The organism is Streptomyces sp. NPDC030143, from assembly GCF_055573695.1.
In genome coordinates this window covers 41,405-62,267 of sequence record NZ_JBVIAY010000033.1, presented here as the reverse complement: position 1 = coordinate 62,267, position 20,863 = coordinate 41,405, and the positions used below count along the sequence as shown (strand labels likewise).

17 protein-coding genes and 1 pseudogene are annotated in these 20,863 nt (G+C 70.3%); 9 read left to right on the top strand and 9 right to left on the bottom strand.

Annotation, left to right across the window (positions count from 1 at the left end; all coding sequences use genetic code 11):
• Window positions 1–122: 122 nt before the first annotated feature.
• On the bottom strand, window positions 123–344 hold the full coding sequence (locus tag ACZ4YY_RS34305; RefSeq protein ID WP_468298881.1) for a PaaI family thioesterase: 222 nt from the start codon (window positions 342–344) through the stop codon (window positions 123–125).
• A 93-nt stretch (window positions 345–437) separates the two neighbouring features.
• Here ACZ4YY_RS34305 and ACZ4YY_RS34300 point away from each other — a divergent pair.
• The 4 genes and pseudogenes from ACZ4YY_RS34300 to ACZ4YY_RS34285 all read left to right on the top strand — a co-directional run.
• A pseudogene (locus ACZ4YY_RS34300) lies at window positions 438–569 on the top strand (IS630 family transposase); the annotation flags it as partial.
• Between the two features lie 187 nt (window positions 570–756).
• Window positions 757–1,557, top strand: a complete 801-nt coding sequence (locus tag ACZ4YY_RS34295; RefSeq protein ID WP_468298879.1) for an inositol monophosphatase family protein — start codon at window positions 757–759, stop codon at window positions 1,555–1,557.
• A 227-nt stretch (window positions 1,558–1,784) separates the two neighbouring features.
• Window positions 1,785–2,735 (top strand): MerR family transcriptional regulator, encoded by a 951-nt coding sequence (locus ACZ4YY_RS34290; RefSeq protein WP_468298877.1) that lies wholly within the window; start codon window positions 1,785–1,787, stop codon window positions 2,733–2,735.
• Between the two features lie 288 nt (window positions 2,736–3,023).
• Complete coding sequence (locus ACZ4YY_RS34285; RefSeq protein WP_468298875.1) at window positions 3,024–3,170, top strand: hypothetical protein; 147 nt, start codon at window positions 3,024–3,026, stop codon at window positions 3,168–3,170.
• A gap of 232 nt (window positions 3,171–3,402) precedes the next feature.
• Here ACZ4YY_RS34285 and ACZ4YY_RS34280 read toward each other — a convergent pair whose 3' ends face one another.
• The 4 genes from ACZ4YY_RS34280 to ACZ4YY_RS34265 are packed head-to-tail and all read right to left on the bottom strand — an operon-like array spanning window position 3,403 to window position 8,334.
• Window positions 3,403–4,941, bottom strand: a complete 1,539-nt coding sequence (locus tag ACZ4YY_RS34280) for an ABC transporter ATP-binding protein (RefSeq protein ID WP_468298874.1) — start codon at window positions 4,939–4,941, stop codon at window positions 3,403–3,405.
• Window positions 4,938–5,792 (bottom strand): ABC transporter permease, encoded by an 855-nt coding sequence (locus ACZ4YY_RS34275; RefSeq protein ID WP_468298873.1) that lies wholly within the window; start codon window positions 5,790–5,792, stop codon window positions 4,938–4,940. Before ACZ4YY_RS34275 ends, ACZ4YY_RS34280 begins: the two co-directional genes overlap by 4 nt.
• Window positions 5,789–6,796: an ABC transporter permease gene (locus ACZ4YY_RS34270; RefSeq protein WP_468298872.1), complete on the bottom strand. Its 1,008-nt coding sequence runs from the start codon at window positions 6,794–6,796 to the stop codon at window positions 5,789–5,791. Before ACZ4YY_RS34270 ends, ACZ4YY_RS34275 begins: the two co-directional genes overlap by 4 nt.
• A complete protein-coding gene (locus tag ACZ4YY_RS34265) occupies window positions 6,781–8,334 on the bottom strand; it encodes an ABC transporter substrate-binding protein (protein ID WP_468298871.1) in 1,554 nt (517 codons plus the stop codon). Before ACZ4YY_RS34265 ends, ACZ4YY_RS34270 begins: the two co-directional genes overlap by 16 nt.
• 321 nt (window positions 8,335–8,655) lie before the next feature.
• Between ACZ4YY_RS34265 and ACZ4YY_RS34260 the strand changes: the two genes are divergently transcribed.
• The 5 genes from ACZ4YY_RS34260 to ACZ4YY_RS34240 all read left to right on the top strand — a co-directional run bounded on the left by ACZ4YY_RS34260 (window position 8,656) and on the right by ACZ4YY_RS34240 (window position 14,560).
• Window positions 8,656–9,648: a TauD/TfdA family dioxygenase gene (locus tag ACZ4YY_RS34260; RefSeq protein ID WP_468298870.1), complete on the top strand. Its 993-nt coding sequence runs from the start codon at window positions 8,656–8,658 to the stop codon at window positions 9,646–9,648.
• Between the two features lie 80 nt (window positions 9,649–9,728).
• Complete coding sequence (locus ACZ4YY_RS34255; protein ID WP_468298869.1) at window positions 9,729–10,760, top strand: ornithine cyclodeaminase family protein; 1,032 nt, start codon at window positions 9,729–9,731, stop codon at window positions 10,758–10,760.
• The gene (locus ACZ4YY_RS34250) at window positions 10,751–12,094 is read left to right on the top strand and encodes a Y4yA family PLP-dependent enzyme (protein ID WP_468298868.1); all 1,344 of its coding nucleotides are present in this window, start codon (window positions 10,751–10,753) and stop codon (window positions 12,092–12,094) included. The genes ACZ4YY_RS34255 and ACZ4YY_RS34250 overlap by 10 nt, the downstream gene beginning before the upstream one ends.
• 28 nt (window positions 12,095–12,122) lie before the next feature.
• Entirely contained in the window at window positions 12,123–13,151 is a 1,029-nt protein-coding gene (locus ACZ4YY_RS34245) for a cysteine synthase family protein (protein ID WP_468298867.1), read from the top strand.
• A 5-nt stretch (window positions 13,152–13,156) separates the two neighbouring features.
• Window positions 13,157–14,560 carry an MATE family efflux transporter gene (locus ACZ4YY_RS34240; protein WP_468298866.1) on the top strand — a complete coding sequence of 468 codons (1,404 nt, stop codon included), beginning with the start codon at window positions 13,157–13,159 and terminating at the stop codon, window positions 14,558–14,560.
• An 89-nt stretch (window positions 14,561–14,649) separates the two neighbouring features.
• Here the strand turns inward: ACZ4YY_RS34240 and ACZ4YY_RS34235 are convergent, their stop codons facing one another.
• From ACZ4YY_RS34235 to ACZ4YY_RS34220, 4 genes are all read right to left on the bottom strand, one after another.
• Window positions 14,650–14,871 (bottom strand): hypothetical protein, encoded by a 222-nt coding sequence (locus ACZ4YY_RS34235; RefSeq protein WP_468298865.1) that lies wholly within the window; start codon window positions 14,869–14,871, stop codon window positions 14,650–14,652.
• A 238-nt stretch (window positions 14,872–15,109) separates the two neighbouring features.
• On the bottom strand, window positions 15,110–16,900 hold the full coding sequence (locus ACZ4YY_RS34230; RefSeq protein WP_468298864.1) for an RICIN domain-containing protein: 1,791 nt from the start codon (window positions 16,898–16,900) through the stop codon (window positions 15,110–15,112).
• 224 nt (window positions 16,901–17,124) lie between these two features.
• Window positions 17,125–19,002 carry an RICIN domain-containing protein gene (locus ACZ4YY_RS34225; RefSeq protein ID WP_468298863.1) on the bottom strand — a complete coding sequence of 626 codons (1,878 nt, stop codon included), beginning with the start codon at window positions 19,000–19,002 and terminating at the stop codon, window positions 17,125–17,127.
• A 62-nt stretch (window positions 19,003–19,064) separates the two neighbouring features.
• Window positions 19,065–20,828, bottom strand: coding sequence for an amylo-alpha-1,6-glucosidase (locus ACZ4YY_RS34220; RefSeq protein WP_468298862.1), 1,764 nt, complete (start codon window positions 20,826–20,828; stop codon window positions 19,065–19,067).
• Between the last annotated feature and the right edge of the window lie 35 nt (window positions 20,829–20,863).

The window sequence follows — 20,863 nt, the reverse complement described above, 5'->3', positions numbered from 1 at the left end:
GCTCGATGAGCGACCAGAGTTCGTCCGAGACGATCCACGGCCGCGACTCCCTCTTCCCCACGGCAAGACCAACGAGCAACCACGCGGACAGTCACGTGATCAACAACTTCTGTTAGGAGCTCTTAGTCATGGCGCCTCCGGAGGGCGACGAGTTGAGTGACGCGGGCGCAGAGCCGGTCCTGGTCATCCCTGATGTCGATTTCCACGGTGACCGTTGACTTGCCGACGTGCAGCGGGCGGGAGGTCGCGACGGCGCCGGCGCCGTGTACGGGCCGCAGGAAGTGGGTGGTGGATTCCATGGTCGCGGGGACGGAGCCGGCGGTCCCGTTCAGCGTGGCGCACACGGCGCCGGCTACATCAGCCAGCTGTTGAGCTGTCCACGGGCGCCGGGTTCGTCCGGCGTTTCGGTGTCGCCGCCGCACGCGGGACTGCGCGGCCGCATCGCGCTCGTCTGGGGCAACCCCTCCCCGCACCTGACCACGAAGAGATGCCAGCGGGTCGGCGCCTGGGCCGCGGCGAACAACGTCGAGATCGCCTGCACCCCGACCAACAGCTCCTGGCTCACCCGAAGTACTGGGCGGCCGAACCATCCACGATGCAGGAACGAGCCCTCGAGGAGGCGGAGGACGATCCGTCAGCTCGGCGAAGAGCGAGCGACAGCTCCGGTGATCGGTTCCGGTCACAGCGCACCAAGACGACCCGTGTTCCGGCCGGGAAGGTTCACCGGGGCGTAGCACGCCTCGTAGTCTGCACGACGTGATCAACTCAGACTTGAGTTCCGACGATGCCGAAGTCGCGATAGCCGGGGCGCGTGCCGGCGCGGAAGTCGTCCGCGACATGTACGGCCAGTGGCTCCCCCGCATGGACAAAGCTGTCGGGGACTTCGCCACCGCTGCCGATGTGGAGGCGGAGAAGGCGATCGTCGACGTCATCCGTGCCGCACGGCCCGATGACTCGGTGCTCGGCGAGGAAGGCGGGCAGCGGGGTGCCGCCGACGCTGTGCGCCGGTGGCTGGTGGACCCCTTGTGCGGCACGCTGAACTACGCCGTCGGCAATATGCTGGTGGCCGTCAACGTGGCGCTGCGCGATGGGGCGGCGGCGGTGGCCGATCCGTTCAACGGCGAGGTGTTCTTCACCGACAGGGTGGGCGCCTGGGTGCGGCGTGCAGGGGCCGACGACGCACTGCTGACGCCGACGCCCGCCACCGGGCTCGTGGACGTCAACCTGGATCCGCCGTTTCCGAGTGCACCGGGATTCCGGGCGGTGGATCTGCTGGCCCGTCCTGAGTTCATCGAGCGTTTCCGGCCGCGGGTCGTGTCCACGACCCTGGCGCTGGCCTGGGTCGCGGCCGGCAAGCGAGCCGCGTATGTCACCGACGGCGGCGATCTCTCGGACAGCGTGCACTTCGCCGCCGGCATCGCTGTGTGCCGGGCGGCCGGCTGCATCGTCACCGGGACCGACGGCACCCCCGTCGGTAAGGGAGGCCGCGGCCTTGTGGTCGCCGCCGACGACGAGACCCACCGCCTGCTGATGACGATGATCCGCAGTCGAAGCTAGTGCTGTGAGCGCAGGGGTTCGCCGGGCAGCTGCCGAACGACGCTCCCGGCATCCGCTCTGAGAGCTCCGAGCAAAAGGGGACGCCGCGAGCTGGGCTCCCCGTTTGTTCGGAGCTCTGAAAGTCCTGGACGCGGAACGCGTCGGTCACCGTTGCCGACGGGACCGCCCCGGACCGGAACATGAATTCCGGTTGTGTCTCCCGTGGGGGGAGACATCAAGCTGGGAGCATGGACAGTGACACGCTCCGTTCCATTGGAGAGTTATCTCGCCGGACGGGTCTGACAGTGAAGGCCATCCGCTATTACTCCGACCGGGGTATCGTCCCGCCGACCGGTCGGAGCCCGGCGGGTTATCGGCTCTACGGCCCCGACGCACTCGCACGCTTGGATCTGGCCCGCACGCTGCGCGATCTCGGGATCGACCTGACGACCGTGCGCAGAGTGCTGGACCGGGAGGCGTCCATACCTGACGTCGCGGAAGCACACGCTGACGCCCTGGACGTACAGATCCAGACCCTCCGCCTGCGACGGGCAGTACTACGAACGATCGCCAGAGGCTGCCCCACCACCATGGAGATGGACATCATGCATCGACTCGCCACGCTGTCCCGGACCGAACAGATCCGGCTGGTGACCGACTTCATCGATGAAACCTTCAAGGGCTGCGACGCCAACCCGGAGTTCGTGACCCTGATGCGATCGGCCCTGCCGGAGCTTCCCGACGATCCCACGCCCGAACAGATCGGGGCCTGGGTAGAGCTCGCCGAACTCTGCCAGAGCGCCGACCTCCGTGCCGTGGTTCGGCGCATGGCTGAGGATCAGGCGCAGGAGCCTTCCCCGCAGGGCGTCATCGGCCTCCAAGAGGGTCTCGACCGGGCGATGGGGGAACGAATCGACGAAGCCGTATGTGCCGGCGTCCTCCCCGCTTCCGCCGGAACCGCACTTCTGTCCGACTCACTGATCGGCCTGTACGGTCACGCATTCGCAGATGCCGGTGACGGCGATCTGCGCCGCTGGCTCCTCGCCCGGCTGCAGATGATCGCCGACCCGCATGCCGAGCGCTACTGGCAGCTCCTGGCGACGGTCAACGGATGGCCCGCATCACCGACACTCGCTCCCGTTTACACCTGGTTCACCGCCGCCCTTCGCGGTGCTGGTGCCGCGGTAGCGACCCCCTGACCCCGGCTTGCTGTCGTAGGCGTCACCGCGGGAGGCCTCGAAGCTCCTTCGGTGGCCCTGCCGCGCCACGGCGGGTGCGCCACTCGGGCCCGCAATCAACGGCGGTGGCAGACGTGGCCTGAGCATGGCTTCGTCGACGCTGTCCCGTACTTTCGGCCGGTTCCCGGCGCGCCTGGCTTTCTCGCGATCAGCATGATCTCAGGGGTTCGGCCGCCAGGGTTGCGGGACGGGCGTTCAGCAGCGGGCTCGGCGCCGTGTTCCGCACTGGGGATCGTCTTCACGGCGTTCATGGTCATGGGCAGGTGGGGTGACGCGTCCTGGGTGTTCGCGTCCGTCCTCCCGATCACCGTGGACTGCCTCGCGCTGATGCGCGAGCGGCAGAAGGCGATGACCGCGGTCGCTGGTCTGGCCGTGACCACCCTCGCCGTCCGGTGAAAGGGCTGGCCGGCGGGATCCTCCTCGGCCAGCGCCTCCAGATACTGCCACAGGCCGATTACCCGGCGCCGGTGCACTTTTGACCACGGCCAATGCTCGGCCGGGCCGTACCAAGTCGAGCCGGCCTCTACCGGAGGCGACGGCGCAACCAGCCATCGGGTTGTCGCTGTGCCTTTGTCGAAGCTCAACGCAGTGGCCTCGGTGGACCCCGCCCCTGCTGCGGATCTCGTGGTCAGCCGCCGAGCGGGATCCCTGTGGCCAGTGCGGTGGTCACAGGGTGGGATGGTGAGGTGAACAGCTGGGCGGTGGTGCCCGACTCGACCACGTGGCCCTCGGACATCACGAGCAGGGTGTCCGTGCGGTCGGCGACAAGACGCAGGTCGTGGCTGACCAGGACGAGCGACAGGCCACGCCGGGCGCGGAGGTCCGTCAGCAGGTCCATGACGGTGACGGCGGTGTCCGCGTCGAGTGCTGAGGTGACCTCGTCGCAGATCAGCACGTCGGGGTCGGCCGCCAGGGCGCGGGCTATGGCGACGCGTTGGCGCTGGCCGCCGGAGAGTTCGTGGGGGTAGCGGTCCGCGAAGGCGGCGGGCAGGCCGACTTGGTCCAGGAGTTCCAGGACGCGGTCGGGGACCTCGGCCCGACTGGCACGGCGGTGCAGCAGGAGTGGGCGGCGCAGGGTGGCTCCGACGGTGCGGCTGGGGTTGAGGGTGCCCAGAGGGTCCTGTGGCACGAGTTGGAGGCGACGGCGCTGGTCTCGGGAGCGGCCGTGTGCGGTGGGGGCGAGGCGGGTGCCGTCGAGGCTGACGGTGCCGGCGGTGGCGCGGTGCAGGCCGACGAGGGTGCGCAGCAGGGTCGTCTTGCCCGAGCCGGAGGCGCCGACGATCCCGAGGCTGCTTCCGGCGGCGAGGGTCAGGTCGACGCCGTGCAGTACAGGGACGCGGCGGCGCCGGTGGAGGTGGGCGGCGTGCAGGCCGGACGCGGTGAGCGTGGAGGAGCCGTCGGGCCGTGTGGTGGAGGGCTCGCGCGGGGCGGGTGCGGTGCGTGCGGGTTCCCGTAGCCGTGGGCCGGTCAGGTCCACGATGTCGTCGGCGAGCCGGGCGACCAGGTCGGGGTCGTGGCAGGACAGGCCGATGGCTATGCGGTGGCTTTCCGCGAGGTGGCGCAGGAGGTCGGCGATCTCGTCGCGCAGTGCGGGGTCGAGTCCTGCTGTGGGTTCGTCGAGGAGGAGGACGGCGGGGCGGCGGGCCAGGGCGCGGGCGAGCGCGACTCGGCGCTGCTGGCCGCCGGAGAGGCTGCCGATGCGGCGGTCGGGCAGGCCGTCGTCGGTGGGCAGGCGTACTTCGGCGAGCTGGGCGCGGATCGCCTCGGGGCTTTTGTCCACGGCGACTTCGGCGAGGAGGCGGCGCACCTTCATGCGCGGGTTGAGGGCGGAGCCGGGGTCCTGGCCGACGTAGGCGAGGCGGTGGCGGCGCAGTGTGCGCAGGGCCGGTGCCGGAAGGGCGAGGGGGTCCTGGCCGAGGACGGTGACGCTGCCCGTGGTGCGTTCGGTGTCTGGGGGCAGGGTGCCTGTCACGGCTCGCAGCAGTGTGGTCTTGCCGCAGCCGGAGGGTCCGACGACGGCGGTGATGCGGCCGGGGGCCAGTTCGAGGTCGGCCCGGTCGAGCAGGAGCCGGCCGTTCGGGGCGGTGATCGTCAGGTCGGAGACCCGGACCGCGCTCTCCCCGTCCGTCGCCTGGCTGTCGGAGTACCAGTCGGGCATGTGGTTCACAGTGTGGGCACCGCCTTCCGGCCGGTCGCGGGGACAAGGGCGGCGGCCGCCAGGTTGACGCTCATGGCGAGCAGGCCGATGGCGATGCTGGGGGCGAGGACGCCCCAGGGGTTGAGGACGATGCCGCCGGAGTTCTCGCGGATCATCAACGCCCAGTCGGCGGCGGGCGGTTGGGGGCCGACCTGGAGGAATCCGGCAGTGGCGACGAGGTAGACGGCGGCGACGAAGCGCAGTCCGAACAGGGCGAGCAGGGTGGCGCGCAGGTTGGGCAGCACCTCCCGAACCACGAGGTAGCCCAGTCGCTCGCCGCCGACGGCCGCCGCCTCCACGTACCCGGAGGCCGCCACGGGCGCGGCGGCGCCGGCGACCAGGCGCACGGCGTACGGGACGCCGAGGACGACGGACGCGGTGACGACGGCGAGTCGTCCGCCGTCCGGCCAGGACAGGGTGACCAGGAGGATGCCGAGCACGGCGGGCAGCAGCATCAGCACGTCGGCAGTGCGCTCGACGATCCGCCCGACGACCGGGCGCAGGGCGCTGACCGCGCCGAGGACGGCGGCCACCGCGGTGACCAGGACGGCGACGAGGAGGGAGGTGACGACGAGTTCGCGTCCTCCGGCGAGGAGCCGGCTGAGCACATCGCGGCCCAGTTGGTCGCCGCCGAGCGGGGCGCCGCCGCCGGGTTCCGCGTACGGCGCCGTGACCGGGGCGTCGATGGCGTGCGGGGCGAGCCAGGGTCCGGCCAGGGCGAGGGTGGTGAGCAGTACGGCCGGGAGCACGCGCAGGGCTGTCCGACGACGGTTACGACGCGGAGGCGGGGCCGGCTTCGCGGCGGCGGTGGTCGCGGTCATGTCCGGCCTCCCGAGGCCCAGGCGCGTATGAGGTCGGCGAACAGCAGGACTCCGGTGATGACGGCTCCGGTAACGACGACGACTCCGGCGATCACGGGGCTGTCCCGGTCGGCGACCGCTCCGGCGAGGACGGAGCCGATGCCGGGGTAGTTGAAAATGGTCTCGACCACGACCGCGCCGCCCAGGAGCATGCCGGTGGAGGTGGCGATGCCGGCTGCGATGGTGGGCAGGGCGCCGGGCAGCAGGTGGTGGGTGAGGAGCCGGTGCCGGGGCAGTCCGTCGAGGACGGCGGTGTCGATGTGCGGGGCCGTGGCCTCATCGGCGAGGGCTGCCCGGACGATCCTGGTGTTCCAGCCGATCTGCGGGATGGCCAGGGCGAGGACGGGCAGGACGAGCATCCGCCAGGAGGCGGGCGAGCCATCGGCGTCGGTCAGGGTGACGGCGGGCAGCCAGTCGGTCCACAGCGCGAAGACGAGGACGAGGGCGACCGCGACGACGAACTCGGGCAGCGCGAGGATGCCAGTGGCGCTCGCCGACACCGCCCGGTCGAGCGGACCGCCCGGCTGGGCCGCCGCCCAGCAGCCGAGGGCGACCGAGGCGATGAGGGTGGCCAGCAGCGCGAGCCCGCCGAGCAGCAGGGTGTTGGGGAACGGGTGGGCGAGCAGGTCCGCGACTGGCTCGCCACGGGCGGAGGTGCCCAGGTCGCCGGCGGGCAGGCCGGTCATCCAGTCCCAGAACCGTTCCGCCACCGGCCGGTCCAGCCCCAGCAGATGGCGTCGCGCGGCGAGGTCGGCCGCGCTCTCGCCGCGTTCGGAGGTGGCGTCGGCCGCGTCACCCGGAAGCAGCTCGACGGCGGCGAAGACGGCGGCGAGCAGCACGGCCAGCAGCAGGATCCGGCGTGCGAGGACACCGGCCGCGTACAGGACCGTACGTATCACGGCAGGAACCGGCCGGGGCACGATGGTGCCCTCGGCCGGTTCGTCCCGGGTCAGCGAGCGAGCCATGCCTGCTCGAGCTGGACGCGGCCGTAGCCGGGCAGGGTCGGCAGGTTGCGCACGGCGGCACCCGCGAGGTCGATGCCGTCGGCCATGCCCCACAGCAGGTAGCCGGACTCGTCGTACTCGATCTGCTGGAACTCGTGGAGAACCTTGGTGCGGGCCGCCGCGTCCTTGGTGGCCATGGCCTTCTTGTACGCGGCGTCGAACTCGGCGTTCTTCCAACCCGCCTCGTTCTGAGCGGAGTCGGACACCATGGTCTTGCTGGCGAAGAACACCACGGAGTCGTTCGTGCCCCAGTACGTGGTGTACAGGTCGCCCTTCAGCCACGTCTTGTCCCAGAACGTGGCCGACTCCTGCTTGACCACCTCGACCTTGACCCCGGCCTCGCGGACCTGGGCGGCGAACAGGGTGGCGGACTCGGCGAGGCCCGCGATGTCCTCGGTGGTGAGCAGCTTGTACGTCTTCGACGTGTCGAAGCCGGCTTCCTTCAGCAGTTGCTTGGCCTTGGCCAGGTCGCGCTTCCGCTGCGGGATGTCCTTGGCAAAGGCGGGGTCGCCGGTGCCGAGGATGTCGTTGGCGACGGTGCCGTAGCCGGACAGCACCTGCTTGACCATGGCCTCGCGGTCCACGGCAAGCCGCAGCGCCTCGCGTACCTTCGCGTCCGCGAACGGTCCGCTGGCGGTGCGCATGACGATGGGCATCGCCATGTCGTTGGGGCGGCGCACGATCTGGATGTCGTCGCGCTTCTCGGCCGTGCGGGCCGCGACCGCGCCCACATTGGAGGCGACGTCGATCTGCCCGGCCAGCAGCGCGTTGGCCATCGCCTGCGGACTTTCGAAGATCTTCACCTCGATGGCGTCGAGGTACACATCGCCGCCGTACCAGTCCTCGTTGCGCACCAGGCGGGCGTTGCCGGAGCGGAACCAGTCCAGCTTGAACGGGCCCGTGCCCGGCGCCTTGCCGAGGTCCTTTTCCGCCGTGTCCTTCTTCAGAACGAACGTCGTCAGGCGGGTCAACAGGGGCAGTTCGGCGTTGGCGTAGTCGGAGACCAGGACGACGGTGTCGTCGCCCTCGGCCTTGATGTTCTCGGCCTTGATGCCGGGCAGCCGGGAGGCGCCGGCGGGGGTGTTGCGCAGCCGCTTCAGCGACCACACGACGTCATCAACGGTGACCGGCGTGCCGTCGTGGAACTTCGCGCCCTTGGCGAGAGTGAAGCGCCAGGTCTTCAGGTCGTCCGACGCCTGCCAACTCGCGGCGAGGCGGGGGACGGTGTTCGGCTTGGTGCCGGGAACGGTGAGGGTGTCGTAGACCAGCGAGATGATCAGGTAGTCGCTCTCGTTGGCCTGCGTGCCGTGCGGATCGCGGGTGATGGCCGAGGCGCGGCCCAGGGCTCCGACTCGGAGGGTGCCGCCGGGCCGGGGCTTCTCACTGGCCTTCGCAGGCGACTTGGACGAGGTCTCGTCACCGCCGCCGCAGGCGGCAAGCAGTACAGCCGCGCCTATTCCGCCGCCGGCCCACAGCACTTGTCGTCTGTTCAGGTTCACGTCGTACGACCTCGTTCCACTCACTTGGGCACATTGCTTAGGTGTGCCTACCCTAAGAGATCCCTGTACGCAAGGCCTGCCGAGGACTTTCCCGATCGCTGTCGGGGCGTCAGATCGGCGCACGGGAGCATGAAGTGGCGTACGTGGGGCGGGTGGCACCCAGGAGGAGCATAAGGGTCCAGTAAGGCTTGCCTTGCCTAACCGCCGCTGATACGTTTCGGCAGTGATCGCCGAGCCGGCCCACAGAAAACTCACAGGTCGGCGCTCAGAGCTCCACTGCACCCGCACCCCGCACCCACCCCCGAAAGGGATGTCTGCGCCATGCCTACGGGAGCCGCACCCGTCCGACAGCTCGACTCGCACGCCGTCGAGGAGCTGACCGAGACCGCCCACAAGATCCTTGCCGACTTCGGCAGTTCGGCCGCCCGGCCGGAGCTGCTCCGCCGGGTTGCGATGTCCGCCACCCGACTTGGGGAAACGATTCACCAGGCGTGCCGTCCGGTCGACACCGACGACGGCCTGTACGTCCTGCGCGGCCTGTCCGTCGACGACGGCGGAATCGGCCCTACGCCCGGCAGTTGGGCCACGGCCGGTGACAGCGCCGCCGCCTGGGACGTGATGCTGCTGCTGCTCGCCACGGCCATGGGCCACCCGATCGCCTGGGAGGGGCAGCAGGAGGGCCGCTTCGTGCACAACATCGTGCCCTCGCCCGGCCACGAGGACGAGCAGACCGGCGCGAGCAGCACCGTACTGCTCAGCCCGCACACCGAGGACGCCTTCCACCCCGGCCGCGCCCACCTGCTGCTGCTCGCCTGCATGCGCAACCACGACGCCGTCGCCACCACCGCCGCCAGCATCCGCAACGTCCGCCTCAGCGCGGACGACATCGCGTTGCTGTCCCGCCCGGTCCTGCCGATCCTCCCCGACGACGCCTACGCCGAGGCGCAGTCCTTCACGGGGCAGGAGCCGCCGAAGGTCCCTGCCTTGTGGCAGACCGAAGCCGGCCCGACCCTGCGGTACGACCCCGCCTACACCCCGCTCGACGAGGCACCCGCCGACTACCGGGCCGCCTACGACCGGCTGACCGCCGAACTGGAACGCGTCTCGGTCGCCGTCGCCCTGGAGCCCGGCGACGTCCTGGTCGTCGACAACGACGTGGTCGTGCACGGCCGGGTGCCGTTCAAAGCCCGCTACGACGGCACCGACCGCTGGCTCAAGCGCGCCTCGGTCCGCGTGCCCGGCCGCCGCAGCCGCCCACTCGCCGAGGCCGACGAACACGGCTACGGGCAGGCCGCGCTCGTGGCCCTGATCTGACCTCCCAGCAACAGCCGTCGGCCGAACCCCCTGGCCCCGAAATCCCCTGGTCCGAACCCCTGGTACGAAAGGGAACAGCCGTGACCGGCACCTCCGCACGCACGGGCGACACCCCGTCCGACACATCCGCGGACGACAAGACCCTGCGCATCCTCAGCACCAGCGACCTCGCGGGCATCGACATCTCCCTCGCCGACGTGGTCGACGTGGTCGAGCAGGCGTACCGCACCCTCGCCGACGGCAAGTCCGCCAACCCGCGCAAGCTCACCGTCAAGCCCGATGACGGCCACTCGGTCTCCTACGCCATGCTCGGCCGTGACGGTGTCCGCGAGGTCGTCGCGATCAAGACGTCGTACAAGCACGGTCTGGACAAGTCCCGTGACCGGCAGCACTACTACACGACCCTCACCGTCTACGACGACACCACCGGCCTGCCCGTCGCGATGATGGACTGCGGCCGCATCGGCTCCCTGCGCACTCCCGCCGTATCCGCGCTGCTCGCCCGCGAGTGCGCGCCGTCCGGCAGCCGCAGCGCCCTCGTCATCGGAACCGGAACCCAAGGCCGCCTCGCCCTGCCCTTCCTGCTCACCACGCTGCCGGACCTGGACCGCCTCATGGTCTACGGCACCCACCCCGACGGCCTCGCCGCCGTCCGCGAACGGCTTCACCACTACTTCCCGGACCGGGAGGTGGAGGTCGTCGACGACGTACGGGCCGCCGCGGCGGACGCCGACGTCGTGGTCGCCACCGCGGGCCAGCACACGCCGGCCGCCGTGGAGTCCGACGACCTCAAACCCGGCGCCCTGTCGATCCTGGTCGGCCACGGCATCGCGCCCTCCACTCTCCAGCGGGCGGACCGGGTCATCGCGACCAGCGAGGCGCAGATGAAGGTCACCGGCACCGACATGGCCGACGCGGACGGCAACTTCCCCGCCGTGGACGCCGAGTTCCCCGACGTCGTGGCGGGACGCGCGCGTGGTCGGCAGTCGCCGGACGAGCGGATCTTCGCGTACAACAGCGGGCTCGTCGTCACCGACATCGCGCTCGGCCACCGTTTCGCGCAGCTGGCCATCGAGCAGGGGCTGGGGACGCGGGTGTCGCTGTGGCAGTGACCGACCCGACGGCGGCCCCGCCGCTGCCGGCCCACCCGGATCCGCAGCTCGACGCGGTCCTTGCCGGCCGGCTGCCGCACGAGCTGTCGTACGCGATCGGTGGCCCCTTCCATCTGCTGCTGCCCGACCGCTTCGACGCCAACGCGGCCTCCTTCACGGCGGTGCTCGACGAGTTCGGCGTCGAGGGGTACGTGTACTACGCGAAGAAGGCGAACAAGGCCGCCGTATGGATCGAGCGGTGTGCCCTGTCCGGGACGGGTGTCGACATCGCCAGCGCCGGTGAGCTGCAGGACGCGCTCGGGCACGGGGTGCGCGGCGAGCACATCGTGGTCACCGGGCCCGCCAAGGCGGACGCCCTGCTGCGTGTCGCCGTGCTGCAGGGCTGTCTGATCGCCGTGGACGCCCTCGATGAACTGGACCGGGTCATCGCGCAGGCGCGGTCGGCCGGACGTCCGGCGCGGGTGCTGCTGCGGCGACTTCCGCCCGCCCAGCCGCACAGCCGATTCGGCCTGGACGACGACGAGTTGGAGACGGCGCTCGTACGGTGCCGGGAAGCCGAAGTCACGATGGAGGGCTTCTCCTTCCACCTCTCCGGCTACGACCCGCTGATGCGTGCCCAACTCGCCGCCGAACTGGTCGACCTGTGCCTCAAGGCGAGGACGCTGGGCCTGCGTGCCGACCGGATCAGCATCGGCGGCGGGTTCGCCGTCGACTACACCGGCGCCGAGCACTGGGAACGCTTCCTGCGCGACCAGCGGCCCGAGCACTATCACGCGGGCAAGTCCTTCGGCCCGGCCGACTTCTACCCGTACCATTCGCCGGTTGCGGGCCCCGACGCCCTGCGCGCCATCCTCACCACGGGCGGTCTCGCCGGGCGCCTGCGCGAGGCGGGCGTGATGCTCCTGATGGAGCCGGGGCGGGCGCTGCTGGACGGGGCCGGATGCACGGCGTTCCGCGTGCAGGGCGTCAAGGACCGGCCCGGGTACGGCATCGTCACCGTGGACGGGAGCAGCCTCAGCCTGTCCGAGCAGTGGTTCAACAGCGAGTACCTGCCGGATCCGGTGCTGCTGCCCGCCCAGGTATCCGCAGGTGAGCCGTACGCCGCCTGCGTCGGCGGGGCCACCTGCCTGGAGTCCGACATGGTCACCTGGCGCAAGGTGCGGTTCCCCACCCGCCCCGCCATCGGTGACCTGCTCGTCTACCCCAACACCGCCGGATACCAGATGGACTCCAACGAGTCCCCCTTCCACGAGCTTCCGCTCCCCCCGAAGGTCATCCTCGACACCGCCGGCGGCACGTCCCGCTGGCGGTTCGACCGCCATCCACTCGCCTGACTCTCTCCCCGAAACCTGGAGCCATCCGATGGACAAGGCGCTCTCGCGTCCCGCCGTGGTCAGCCGTGTCTCCGACCTCATAGGCCACACCCCGCTCTTCGAGCTGTGCCGCACCGACACCGGCAGCCGGCTCCTGCTCAAACTCGAACAGTTCAACCCGACCGGCACCGCGAAGATCCGCATGGCCCGGCAGATGGTCCTGGACGCCGAGGAACGCGGACTGCTGCGCCCCGGCGGCCGGATCGTCGAGTCCACCTCGGGCAACACCGGCCTCGGCCTCGCCGTGGTCGCGGCCGAGCGCGGCTACACCTTCACGGCGGTCGTCGACCATCACGCCGCCGCCGACAAACTGCGCGGCATGAAGGCACTCGGCGCCGAACTCATCTACGTCGCCGAGGGCGGAGACGAGGAACTGGCCACGGCCGCCCGCGAGGAGTTCGCCGAGAAGCTGGCGGCCGAGAGCGACAACGCCTACTTCACCGAACAGCACAACAACCCGGCCAACGGGGACGGTTACCGGCCGGTGGCCCATGAACTCGACGCCGCACTGGACGGCCGTATCGACATCCTCATAGGCGCCGTGGGAACCGGCGGAGGACTCTTCGGAACCGGCGGGGAACTACGCAAGACCGTGCCAGGGCTGCGGATCGTCGGCGTCGAGCCGAAGGGGTCGATCGCCTTCGGACCGCCCGCCCACGACTACTACCAGTCCGGCACGGGCACCCCCGAGGGCGCCACCATCGGCGCCATGGTCGACTACGACCTGCTGGACGAGGGCGCCAAAGTCGGCGACATCGAGGCGTTCGCCACCGCGCGCGTGCTGGCCCGCCGTATCGGACTCCTCATCGGCGGCTCCGCGGGCGGGGTAGTGTACGACGCGCTGACCCGGATGTCCTCGCTCGCGCCGGGCACGACTATGGTCGCGCTGGTCAACGACGGAGGCGAGAAGTACATGGACACCGTCTTCAACGACGACTGGATGGAAGCCCGCCATCTCATCGACCCGGCCGTCGAGCGCGAAATCGACGAGCTGCTGACCAAACTCCGCGAGAACTGACACCGATGCCGACACCGCTCACCACCCTGCTCCGCGACAGCCGCGCCCTGGCGACCCTGGCCGTACCGCTCGCCCTGACCCAACTCGCCCAGGTCGCCCTCACCACCACCGACACCGTGATGATGGGCCTGATGGGCGCCGAGGCGCTGGCCGGCGGCGGCCTGGCGATGGTCATCTTCAACCAGCTGCGCACCATGGGCGTCGGTCTGGTCACCGCCGTCGGCAACCAGGTGTCCGCCGCCTCCGCCCGCGCCGACGAGGACGAGGAACTCTCCGAGGCGGCGACAGAGGAAGTCAGGGACGTCGTCCGCGCCGCCCTGGCTCTGGCCATCCTGGCCGGCATCGTCGGCGCGGTTGTCATCCTGCTGATCGGCCGGGCTGTCGCCTACCTCGGCCAGGACCCCGAGGTCGTGGACACGGCCTGGCCAGTACTGCTCGCACTCGCGCCCGGTCTGATCCCCTGCCTGTGGTTCCAGGCGATCCGACAGTTCACCGTCGGCATGCGCCGCCCCCAGGCCCTGCTGCAGATCACGATCGCTTCAGTCGCGGTCAACGCGGGCCTCAACTGGGTGCTCATACACGGCACTTGGGTGTTCCCCGAGTGGGGCCTGCCGGGCATCGGCATCTCCACCTCGCTTGTCTACCTGCTGACCTGCGTCGCCCTGCACGCCTCCGCCCGCCGCGACCCCCGGCTTGCCCCGCTGCTCGACGTCCGGATCTGGAAGGCCCGCCCGGCCACCCTGCGCCGGCTGACCGGCCTGGGCGTGCCCATCGCCGCCACCTACGGCTCCGAGGCAGGCTTCTTCTCCGTCGTCGCCCTGCTGATCGGCACCTTCGGCAGCGCCGCGCTCGCCGCGCACACCGCCGTCAACCAGCTGATCTACATCGTCTTCCAGATCGCCGTCGGCCTCTCCCACGCCGCGTCCCTCAACGTCAGCCGAGAACTCGCCCTGGACCGCATTGACGCCGCCCGCCGTATCAAGAACACGGCGCTGGCGTGCGCGGCGGCCGTGATGGCCGTGGTCGGCGTCGTCTACCTCACTGTGCCGGGCCTGGTGCTGCGCCCGTTCCTCGACCCGGCGTCCGCCGACGGGCACAGCGCGACCGACATCGCCACGAACTTGTTGCTGGTTGCGGCCGTCCTGCAGTTCTTCGACTGCACCCAGAACATCGGCGTGGGCCTGCTGCGCGGCCTGGACGACACCAAGAGCGGCTTCCGCATCACCCTCGTCGGCTACTGGCTGATCGGCCTGCCCGCCGCCTGGCTCTTCGGGAACCTCGCCGGACTGGAGACCGTCGGCGTCTGGCTCGGCCTCCTCACCGGCCTCGCCGCCACCGCCCTGCTCCTGCTGCGCCGCTACCACCAGGCGCTGTCCCTACGCGCGGCCGGACAGCTGGCCGTCGCCTGAAGCACACGCACGCTCACGCAACTCCAGCGGGTACTTCCTCGGTGCAGGCTTCGTCCTGGCTCCTCTCATGACACCCATCTGACCCTCTGTCACGTCTTCCCGCATCTCGGGGGAACCTCACCGTGCAGGATGTGCTCGACGGGTGTGGGCCGGCGGTCGGTGAGGCGGGTGATCAGCCGTCGTATCCCGGCGAGGCTGAGGTGGACAGTGGAGGGGGAGTCCCGCGCCCAGTCCCGCAGCGCGGACAGCAGCACGCACCCGACCTCGGCCAGCGCGAAGGAGTCCGCACACGGGTCGGCCTCCCCGTCCACGGCCGTGACAGGCCGGACGATGTCCTCGGCCAGCCGCAGCAGGACGAACGCCGGCTCCGGGTCCGCTCCCGCCCGCCCGCCCGGTGACAGCGGCGCCGCCGCCCATCCGGAGCGCCAGGAGGTAGTCGAAGCCCCGCTCCACCTGCTCCGGCGTCAGCGGCGTGCGGGCGGGATCAGGTACGGAATGAGGTCTGGGGGCTCCCAGCCCTGCTGGGAGCCCCCGTGCTCAACGGATGGGTCAGCGCATGCCCTGGAGCCGCCAGATCTGGTTCTTCTTGGTGCTGAGGGTGCCGCCGGAGTCGCAGGTCCACTGGTGGACCACGGCGCGCGGCCGGGTGGAGACGCCGGAGACGTCGACGCACTTGCCGCTGTGGACGGCGACGAGCTGGTAGTCCTTGCTGTTGCCGAGCGCGGTGACGGGGCGGAGGGTGAACATCTGGTTGGTGGTGCCGCTGCAGGTCCACTGGATGACGGCGGCGCCGTCGGCGGTGGAGGCGCCGGAGACGTCCAGGCACTTGCCGCTGTGCTGGTTGACCACCGTGTAGGTGTCGGGGCGTCCGGCGACCGGCTTGAAGTCGAACATCTGCTGGTAGCCGCCCTCGCAGGAGTACTGCTGGTACTGCGTGCCGTCGGCCTGGCTGAGGTTGGTGTCGTCCAGGCACTGCCCGCTGTTCTGGCTGACGGCGACCGTGGAGACGGTGGTGTTGGACGGCGGGAGCAGGGTGATGGTGTAGCCGTCCTGGGCGTTTGCGTAGGGGACCGTCAGGGTGGCGGCGTTGTTGCCGACGGTCAGGGTGGTGTCGGAAACGGTCGTCGGGCCGGTCACGGCGGTGCCGTTGTCGTACGGGACACGCTGGACGACGGCGCGGACCCGGCCGTTCTCCACGACCGAGGTGGTGTCGAGGCGGTTGAGGTTGACGGTGACGTTGCCGGTGTTGCCGTTGCTGCCGATGAGGATCTTGGCGTTGCGCGCGGAGTTGTCCTTCGTCGCCAGCCCGTCGGTGTTCGTACCGGCGGTGAGGTTCACGACGTTGCCGGTCTGCGAGCCGTAGTAGCGGTACATGAACCACTCACCGAGCGGCAGGTACTGGCCGGAGCTGTTCTTGGTGAGCAGGCTGGCCGCGTAGTCGTGCAGGCTGGGGCCCCCTCCCCAGTTGGCGCGCATGCCGTCGGCGCCGGCCCGCTCCAGGCGGCCGATGAACCAGGCGCCGCCACCGGGGTGCTGCTGCTCGCGCCCGGCGTACTCGTTGATCTGGTACGGGCGGGTGTTGGCCAGGCCCGCCGCGGCGAGGGTCGAGTTGGCGTTGCTGACGGCCGTGACGGGGTCGTGGGGTATGGCATGCCAGCTGTAGATGTCGGGGGCGACGTTGTTGGTTTTGACGTGGTTCAGGAAGGTGGTCCACCAGGTGTTGGAGGAGCTGGGCGGGTTCGCCGTGCTGGGGCCGACGATGAGCTGCCCGGGCAGGTCGGCCCGCACGGCGGCGTGGAACCGCGACCACATCTGCAGGTACTGGCTCTGGGACCGGCCCCAGAAGCCTCTGAGGTCCGGCTCGTTCCACAGGTCCCACTCCACCGTCATGTTGTTGGCCTTGACGTCGGAGATGAGCTGCCTGACGAAGTTGTCGAACAGCGTCCAGTTGCCGTTGTCACCGGGAAAGCCCTGGTTGGTGGTGCCGTCGGCGCCCCACAGGTCGTGCGGCAGGATGACGAACGTGCCGCCGAGCGCCTTGGTGCGCTTGTACTGGGCAAGGGTGGAGTTCCAGCGGGTCTGGTAGTCGGCGAGGCTGGTGGCGTAGCCGCCACCGTTGAGCTGTGCGCCGCCGGCCCGCATGAAGTGCCACTTGATGTCGGTGAAGAAGTGGTCCGGCGGCTGCGACCCGTCGGCGGTCAGCCCGTAGATCATGCCCGAGGCGCGGTAGCCGGGGGCACCCTTGGTGGTCGCGAAGTCGACGGTGACGCTGGTGTCCGCGGCCTGCGACGGGCCGGCGGGCACCAGGGTCGTGGCCAGGGCGGCCAGGAGGACGGCCACGGACGAGGTCGCTCGGCGTCCGGTGCGGGATGCGGATCCGGGACGTGTCCAGCGAGATTTCATACTGCGGCTCCTTTGTGAGTGGGGGGACGGCCCGGGCTGGACCCGCCCCCCGAGTTGTGGGGAGACAGCCGGTCAGTGGTTCTCTCGGTGTGCGTGAGCCTCGGCGGTGGGGCTCCCGTCTGTGGCCGGCCGGGAGCCCCCATGGGGGACGGGGGCGCGGGTCAGCCCATGCCCTGGAGGCGCCAGATCTGGTTCTTCTTGTTGGTCAGCGCGCTCTGCGGGTCGCAGGTCCACTGGTGGATCTTGGCTCCGGCGGCGGTCGAGATCTGGCTGACGTCGACGCACTTGCCGCTGTGGACGGCGGCCAGCTGGTAGTCCTTGCTGTTGCCGAGCGCGGTGACGGGCTTCAGGGTGAACATCTGGTTCGTGGAGCCGTTGCAGGTGTTCTGGATGACGGCGGCACCGTCGGCCGTGGAGGCGCCCGAGATGTCCAGGCACTTGTCGCTGTGCTCATTGACGATGGTGTAGGTGTTCGCCCGTCCGGCGACCGGCTTGAAGTCGAGCATCTGCTGGTAGCCGCCCTCGCAGTAGTACTGCTGGTACTGCGTGCCGTTGGCGGTGGACAGGTTGGTGTCGTCCAGGCACTGGCCGCTGTGCTGAGCGACGGCGACGGTGGCGACGGTGGTGTTGGACGGCGGGAGCAGGGTGACGGTGTAGCCGTCGGTGGCGTTCGTCCACGGCACGCTCACCGAAGCCGAGTTGCCGCTGACGGTCAGGGTCTGGTCGGAGACGGTGACCGGACCTGTCACCGCGCCGCCGTTGTTGTTCGGTATGCGCTGGACGATCGCGCGGACCCGGCCGTTCTCCACCAGGGGGGTGGTGTCGAGGCGGTTGAGGGCGACGGTGACGTTGCCGGTGTTGCCGTTGCTGCCCAGCAGGATCTTGGCGTTGCGGGCCGTGTTGTCCTTGGTGGCCAGAGCGTCGGTGTTCGTACCGGCCGTCACCTTCACGATGTTGCCGGTCTGGGAGCCGTAGTAGCGGTAGAGGAACCACTCACCGAGCGGCAGGTACTGGCCGGCGCTGTTCTTGGTGAGCAGCTTCGCCTGGAAGTCGTGCAGGTTGTTCGCGGACGCCCAGTTGGCGCGCAGGCCGTCGGCGCCGGCCCGCTCCAGGCGGGAGATGTACCAGCCGCCACGGCCCGGGTTCTGCTCGGTCGTGCCGGCGTACTCGTTGACCTGGAACGGGCGGCTTGTGGTCATCGACCGGGCCGACAGCATGGACTTCACCGCGTTGCTGTCGGCGACCGGGTCTCCGGGGAGGTCGTGCCAGCTGTAGATGTTCGGCTCGACGTTGTTCGCCTTCACGTAGTCGAGGTACGTGTTCCACCAGGTGTTGGTCCCCGAGGGTCTGCTGCAGGTGCTCGGGCCGACGACGACGGCACCGGGGATGGCGGCCCGGATCTTCTGGTAGGAGCGCTTCCACATCTCCAGGTACTGCGGCTGGCCGGACCCCCAGAACGTGCGGCAGTCGGGCTCGTTCCAGATGTCCCACTCGATGTCGGTCATGCCCGCGGCCTTCACGTCACTGAGAAGGCGGTCGTAGAAGGCGTCGAAGCTGGACCAGTCGCCGTTGTCGCCGGGGAAGGTGGGGCTGGTGGTGCCGTCGGCGCCCCACAGGTCGTGCGGCAGGATGACGAAGGTGCCGCCGAGCGTCTTGGTGCGCTTGTACTGGGCGAGGGTGGAGTTCCAGCGGCGGTCGTACTTGCCGGCGACCCAGCCGCCCGGGTTGTCGAGCTGGGCGCCGCCGGCCCGCATGAACTTCCACTTGATGTCCTTGTAGAAGTGCTCCTGGGGCAGTGAGCCGTTCTCGGACATTCCGTAGATGGTGCCGGAGGCGCGGTAGGTGGGGGCACCCCCGGCGGTGGCGAAGTCCACGGCCACGGTCGTGTCGGCGGCCTGCGCCGACGTGCCGGGAAGGGTGACGGCCGCGACCGACGCCAGCAGGGCTGCGAGCGCGGTGACCGTGCGCGGGTGGGAACCCGTCCGGGCGAGTCTGCTGGTGCGTCCGGATGGGGGAAGGGGGCGAGGTACGTGGTGCATGGCGGGTCTCCTGGGGAGAGGTGGGTGCTGCCTGGGCGGAGGAGAGGAGCCCAGGGGTCCGTTCAGCCGCCGGTGTGCGCGGCCGGTGCGGGCGCGGTGTGCCGGAGTGTGTGGGCTTCGGCGAGGAGGAGGTAGGCGGCGGCGGTCCAGGTGTAGGCGCGGTCCCGCAGGCCGGTTCCGGTGAGGGCGTCGAAGTTCTCGGCGAAGCCGTGGGTTTCGCACAGGGTGCGGAAGCGGGCGCTGATCTCGTCGGCGAGGCGGTGGTGGCCGGCGCGGCGCAGGCCGTCCTCGACGAGGACGGTGGCGGGGGCCCAGATCGGTCCGCGCCAGTAGCCGTCGGCGAGGTAGTGGGGTGAGGTGGGCAGTTCGGTGGCCAGGCCGTACGGGGTCAGGTGGGTCTCGATCCGGGTGGCCAGGGTTTTGCCGATGTGCTCGGGCAGGTGCTCGCCCAGTGCGATCGGCATCAGGTCCAGCAGGCTGGAGGTGCTCCAGGTCGCGGCGGTGTCGACGCCGCGGGCCACGAACCGCTCTCCCGTCCACAGCTCGTCGAGCATCGCGGTCTGGGTCGCCTCGGCGGTACGGGTCCAGTGGCGGGCCTCGTCGGGCAGGTCCACTTCGGCGGCCAGCCGGGCGAGTTCGCGCAGCTGGAGGGTGAGGAAGGCGGCCAGGTCGGCGGTGACGACCACGCGCTCGGGGTCGAAGGTGGTGGCGTTGTCCCAGCCGCTGTCGTTGCCGTGCTGGTAGTGGGGCAGGGCGGCGCCCGGTGCGCGGCGGGCGGCGAGCCAGAAGTCCGTCCACCGGGACAACCTGCCGTAGATCTCGGTGAGTTCAGCCCGGCTGAGGGGTTCGGGAAGTCTTCGGCGCAGGTGGGACAGGGTCCAGCCGTGGATGGGCGGCTTGACGAAGTTGTAGAGGATCTCGGAGTGGGTCACCGAGTCGGGCAGGGCGCCGGTCTCGTCCTGGTGGTCGAAGGGCAGGGAGAACTGGTCCCACGCCAGGGCCGGTACTGCGGGGGCCAGGGCGAGGGCGTTGAAGCAGTGGTCCCAGCTCCAGACCTTGTCCATCCAGTGCTTGGACATCAGCACCGCGGGCCGGGTGACCAGCCCCGCCGGACGGACCGTCGCCGACCACAGGACGTAGGCGGCGAGTTCGGCGGCAGGTGTGGCGGACGAGCGCCAGGGGGCCACCGCGTCGACGAACGCGGCGAAGGCGTGCTCGGCGTTCGCCACGACGGCGTCGAACGTCTCTGCGGACGTGTAGGGCAGGCGTGCGCTGTCCAGTTCCTCGATCGCGGCTTCCCAGACTCCGTCGGCGTCCGCGGTGACGGTGACGCCTCGTGCGCCGGTAGCGAGGGCCTGGCTGCCGGACACCTCGGCGACGGAACCCGACAGCATGGTGACCCGGTAACGGCGCCCGGTCTCGTACGAGGTGAACACGTACGCCCCGTCCAGCGGGTCGCGGTAGAAGTAGGTGCCTGTGAAGGGGGTCAGGGTGTCCGCTGCCGCGTCGATGCGCAGGCCGAGTCCTTCGCCGCGCAGCCGGACGGTGTCCGGTGCGGCGTAGGCGAGGGCTATGTGCCCTTGCTCACCGGTCCAGCTGAGCAGGCCCGCGGTCGCCTCGACGCGGGTCCCCGCGCGTTCGCCCGTCGTCGCGTCGAGGGGCGTGAAGCGCAGGATCGCGTGCATGCCGTTCTGGTGCGAGACGAGGTGGAGGTCCTCGGCCCGGGTCTTCTCCGCGAGCACGGGAGAGATGCCGAACCAGGATCCGTGCGTGCTGAACGGGATGTCGTGGATGGAGAAGGCCGGGCCGGATCGGGCGGCGGTCATGTGGTGTGACTCGTTTCTTGAGCAGGGGTGACCGA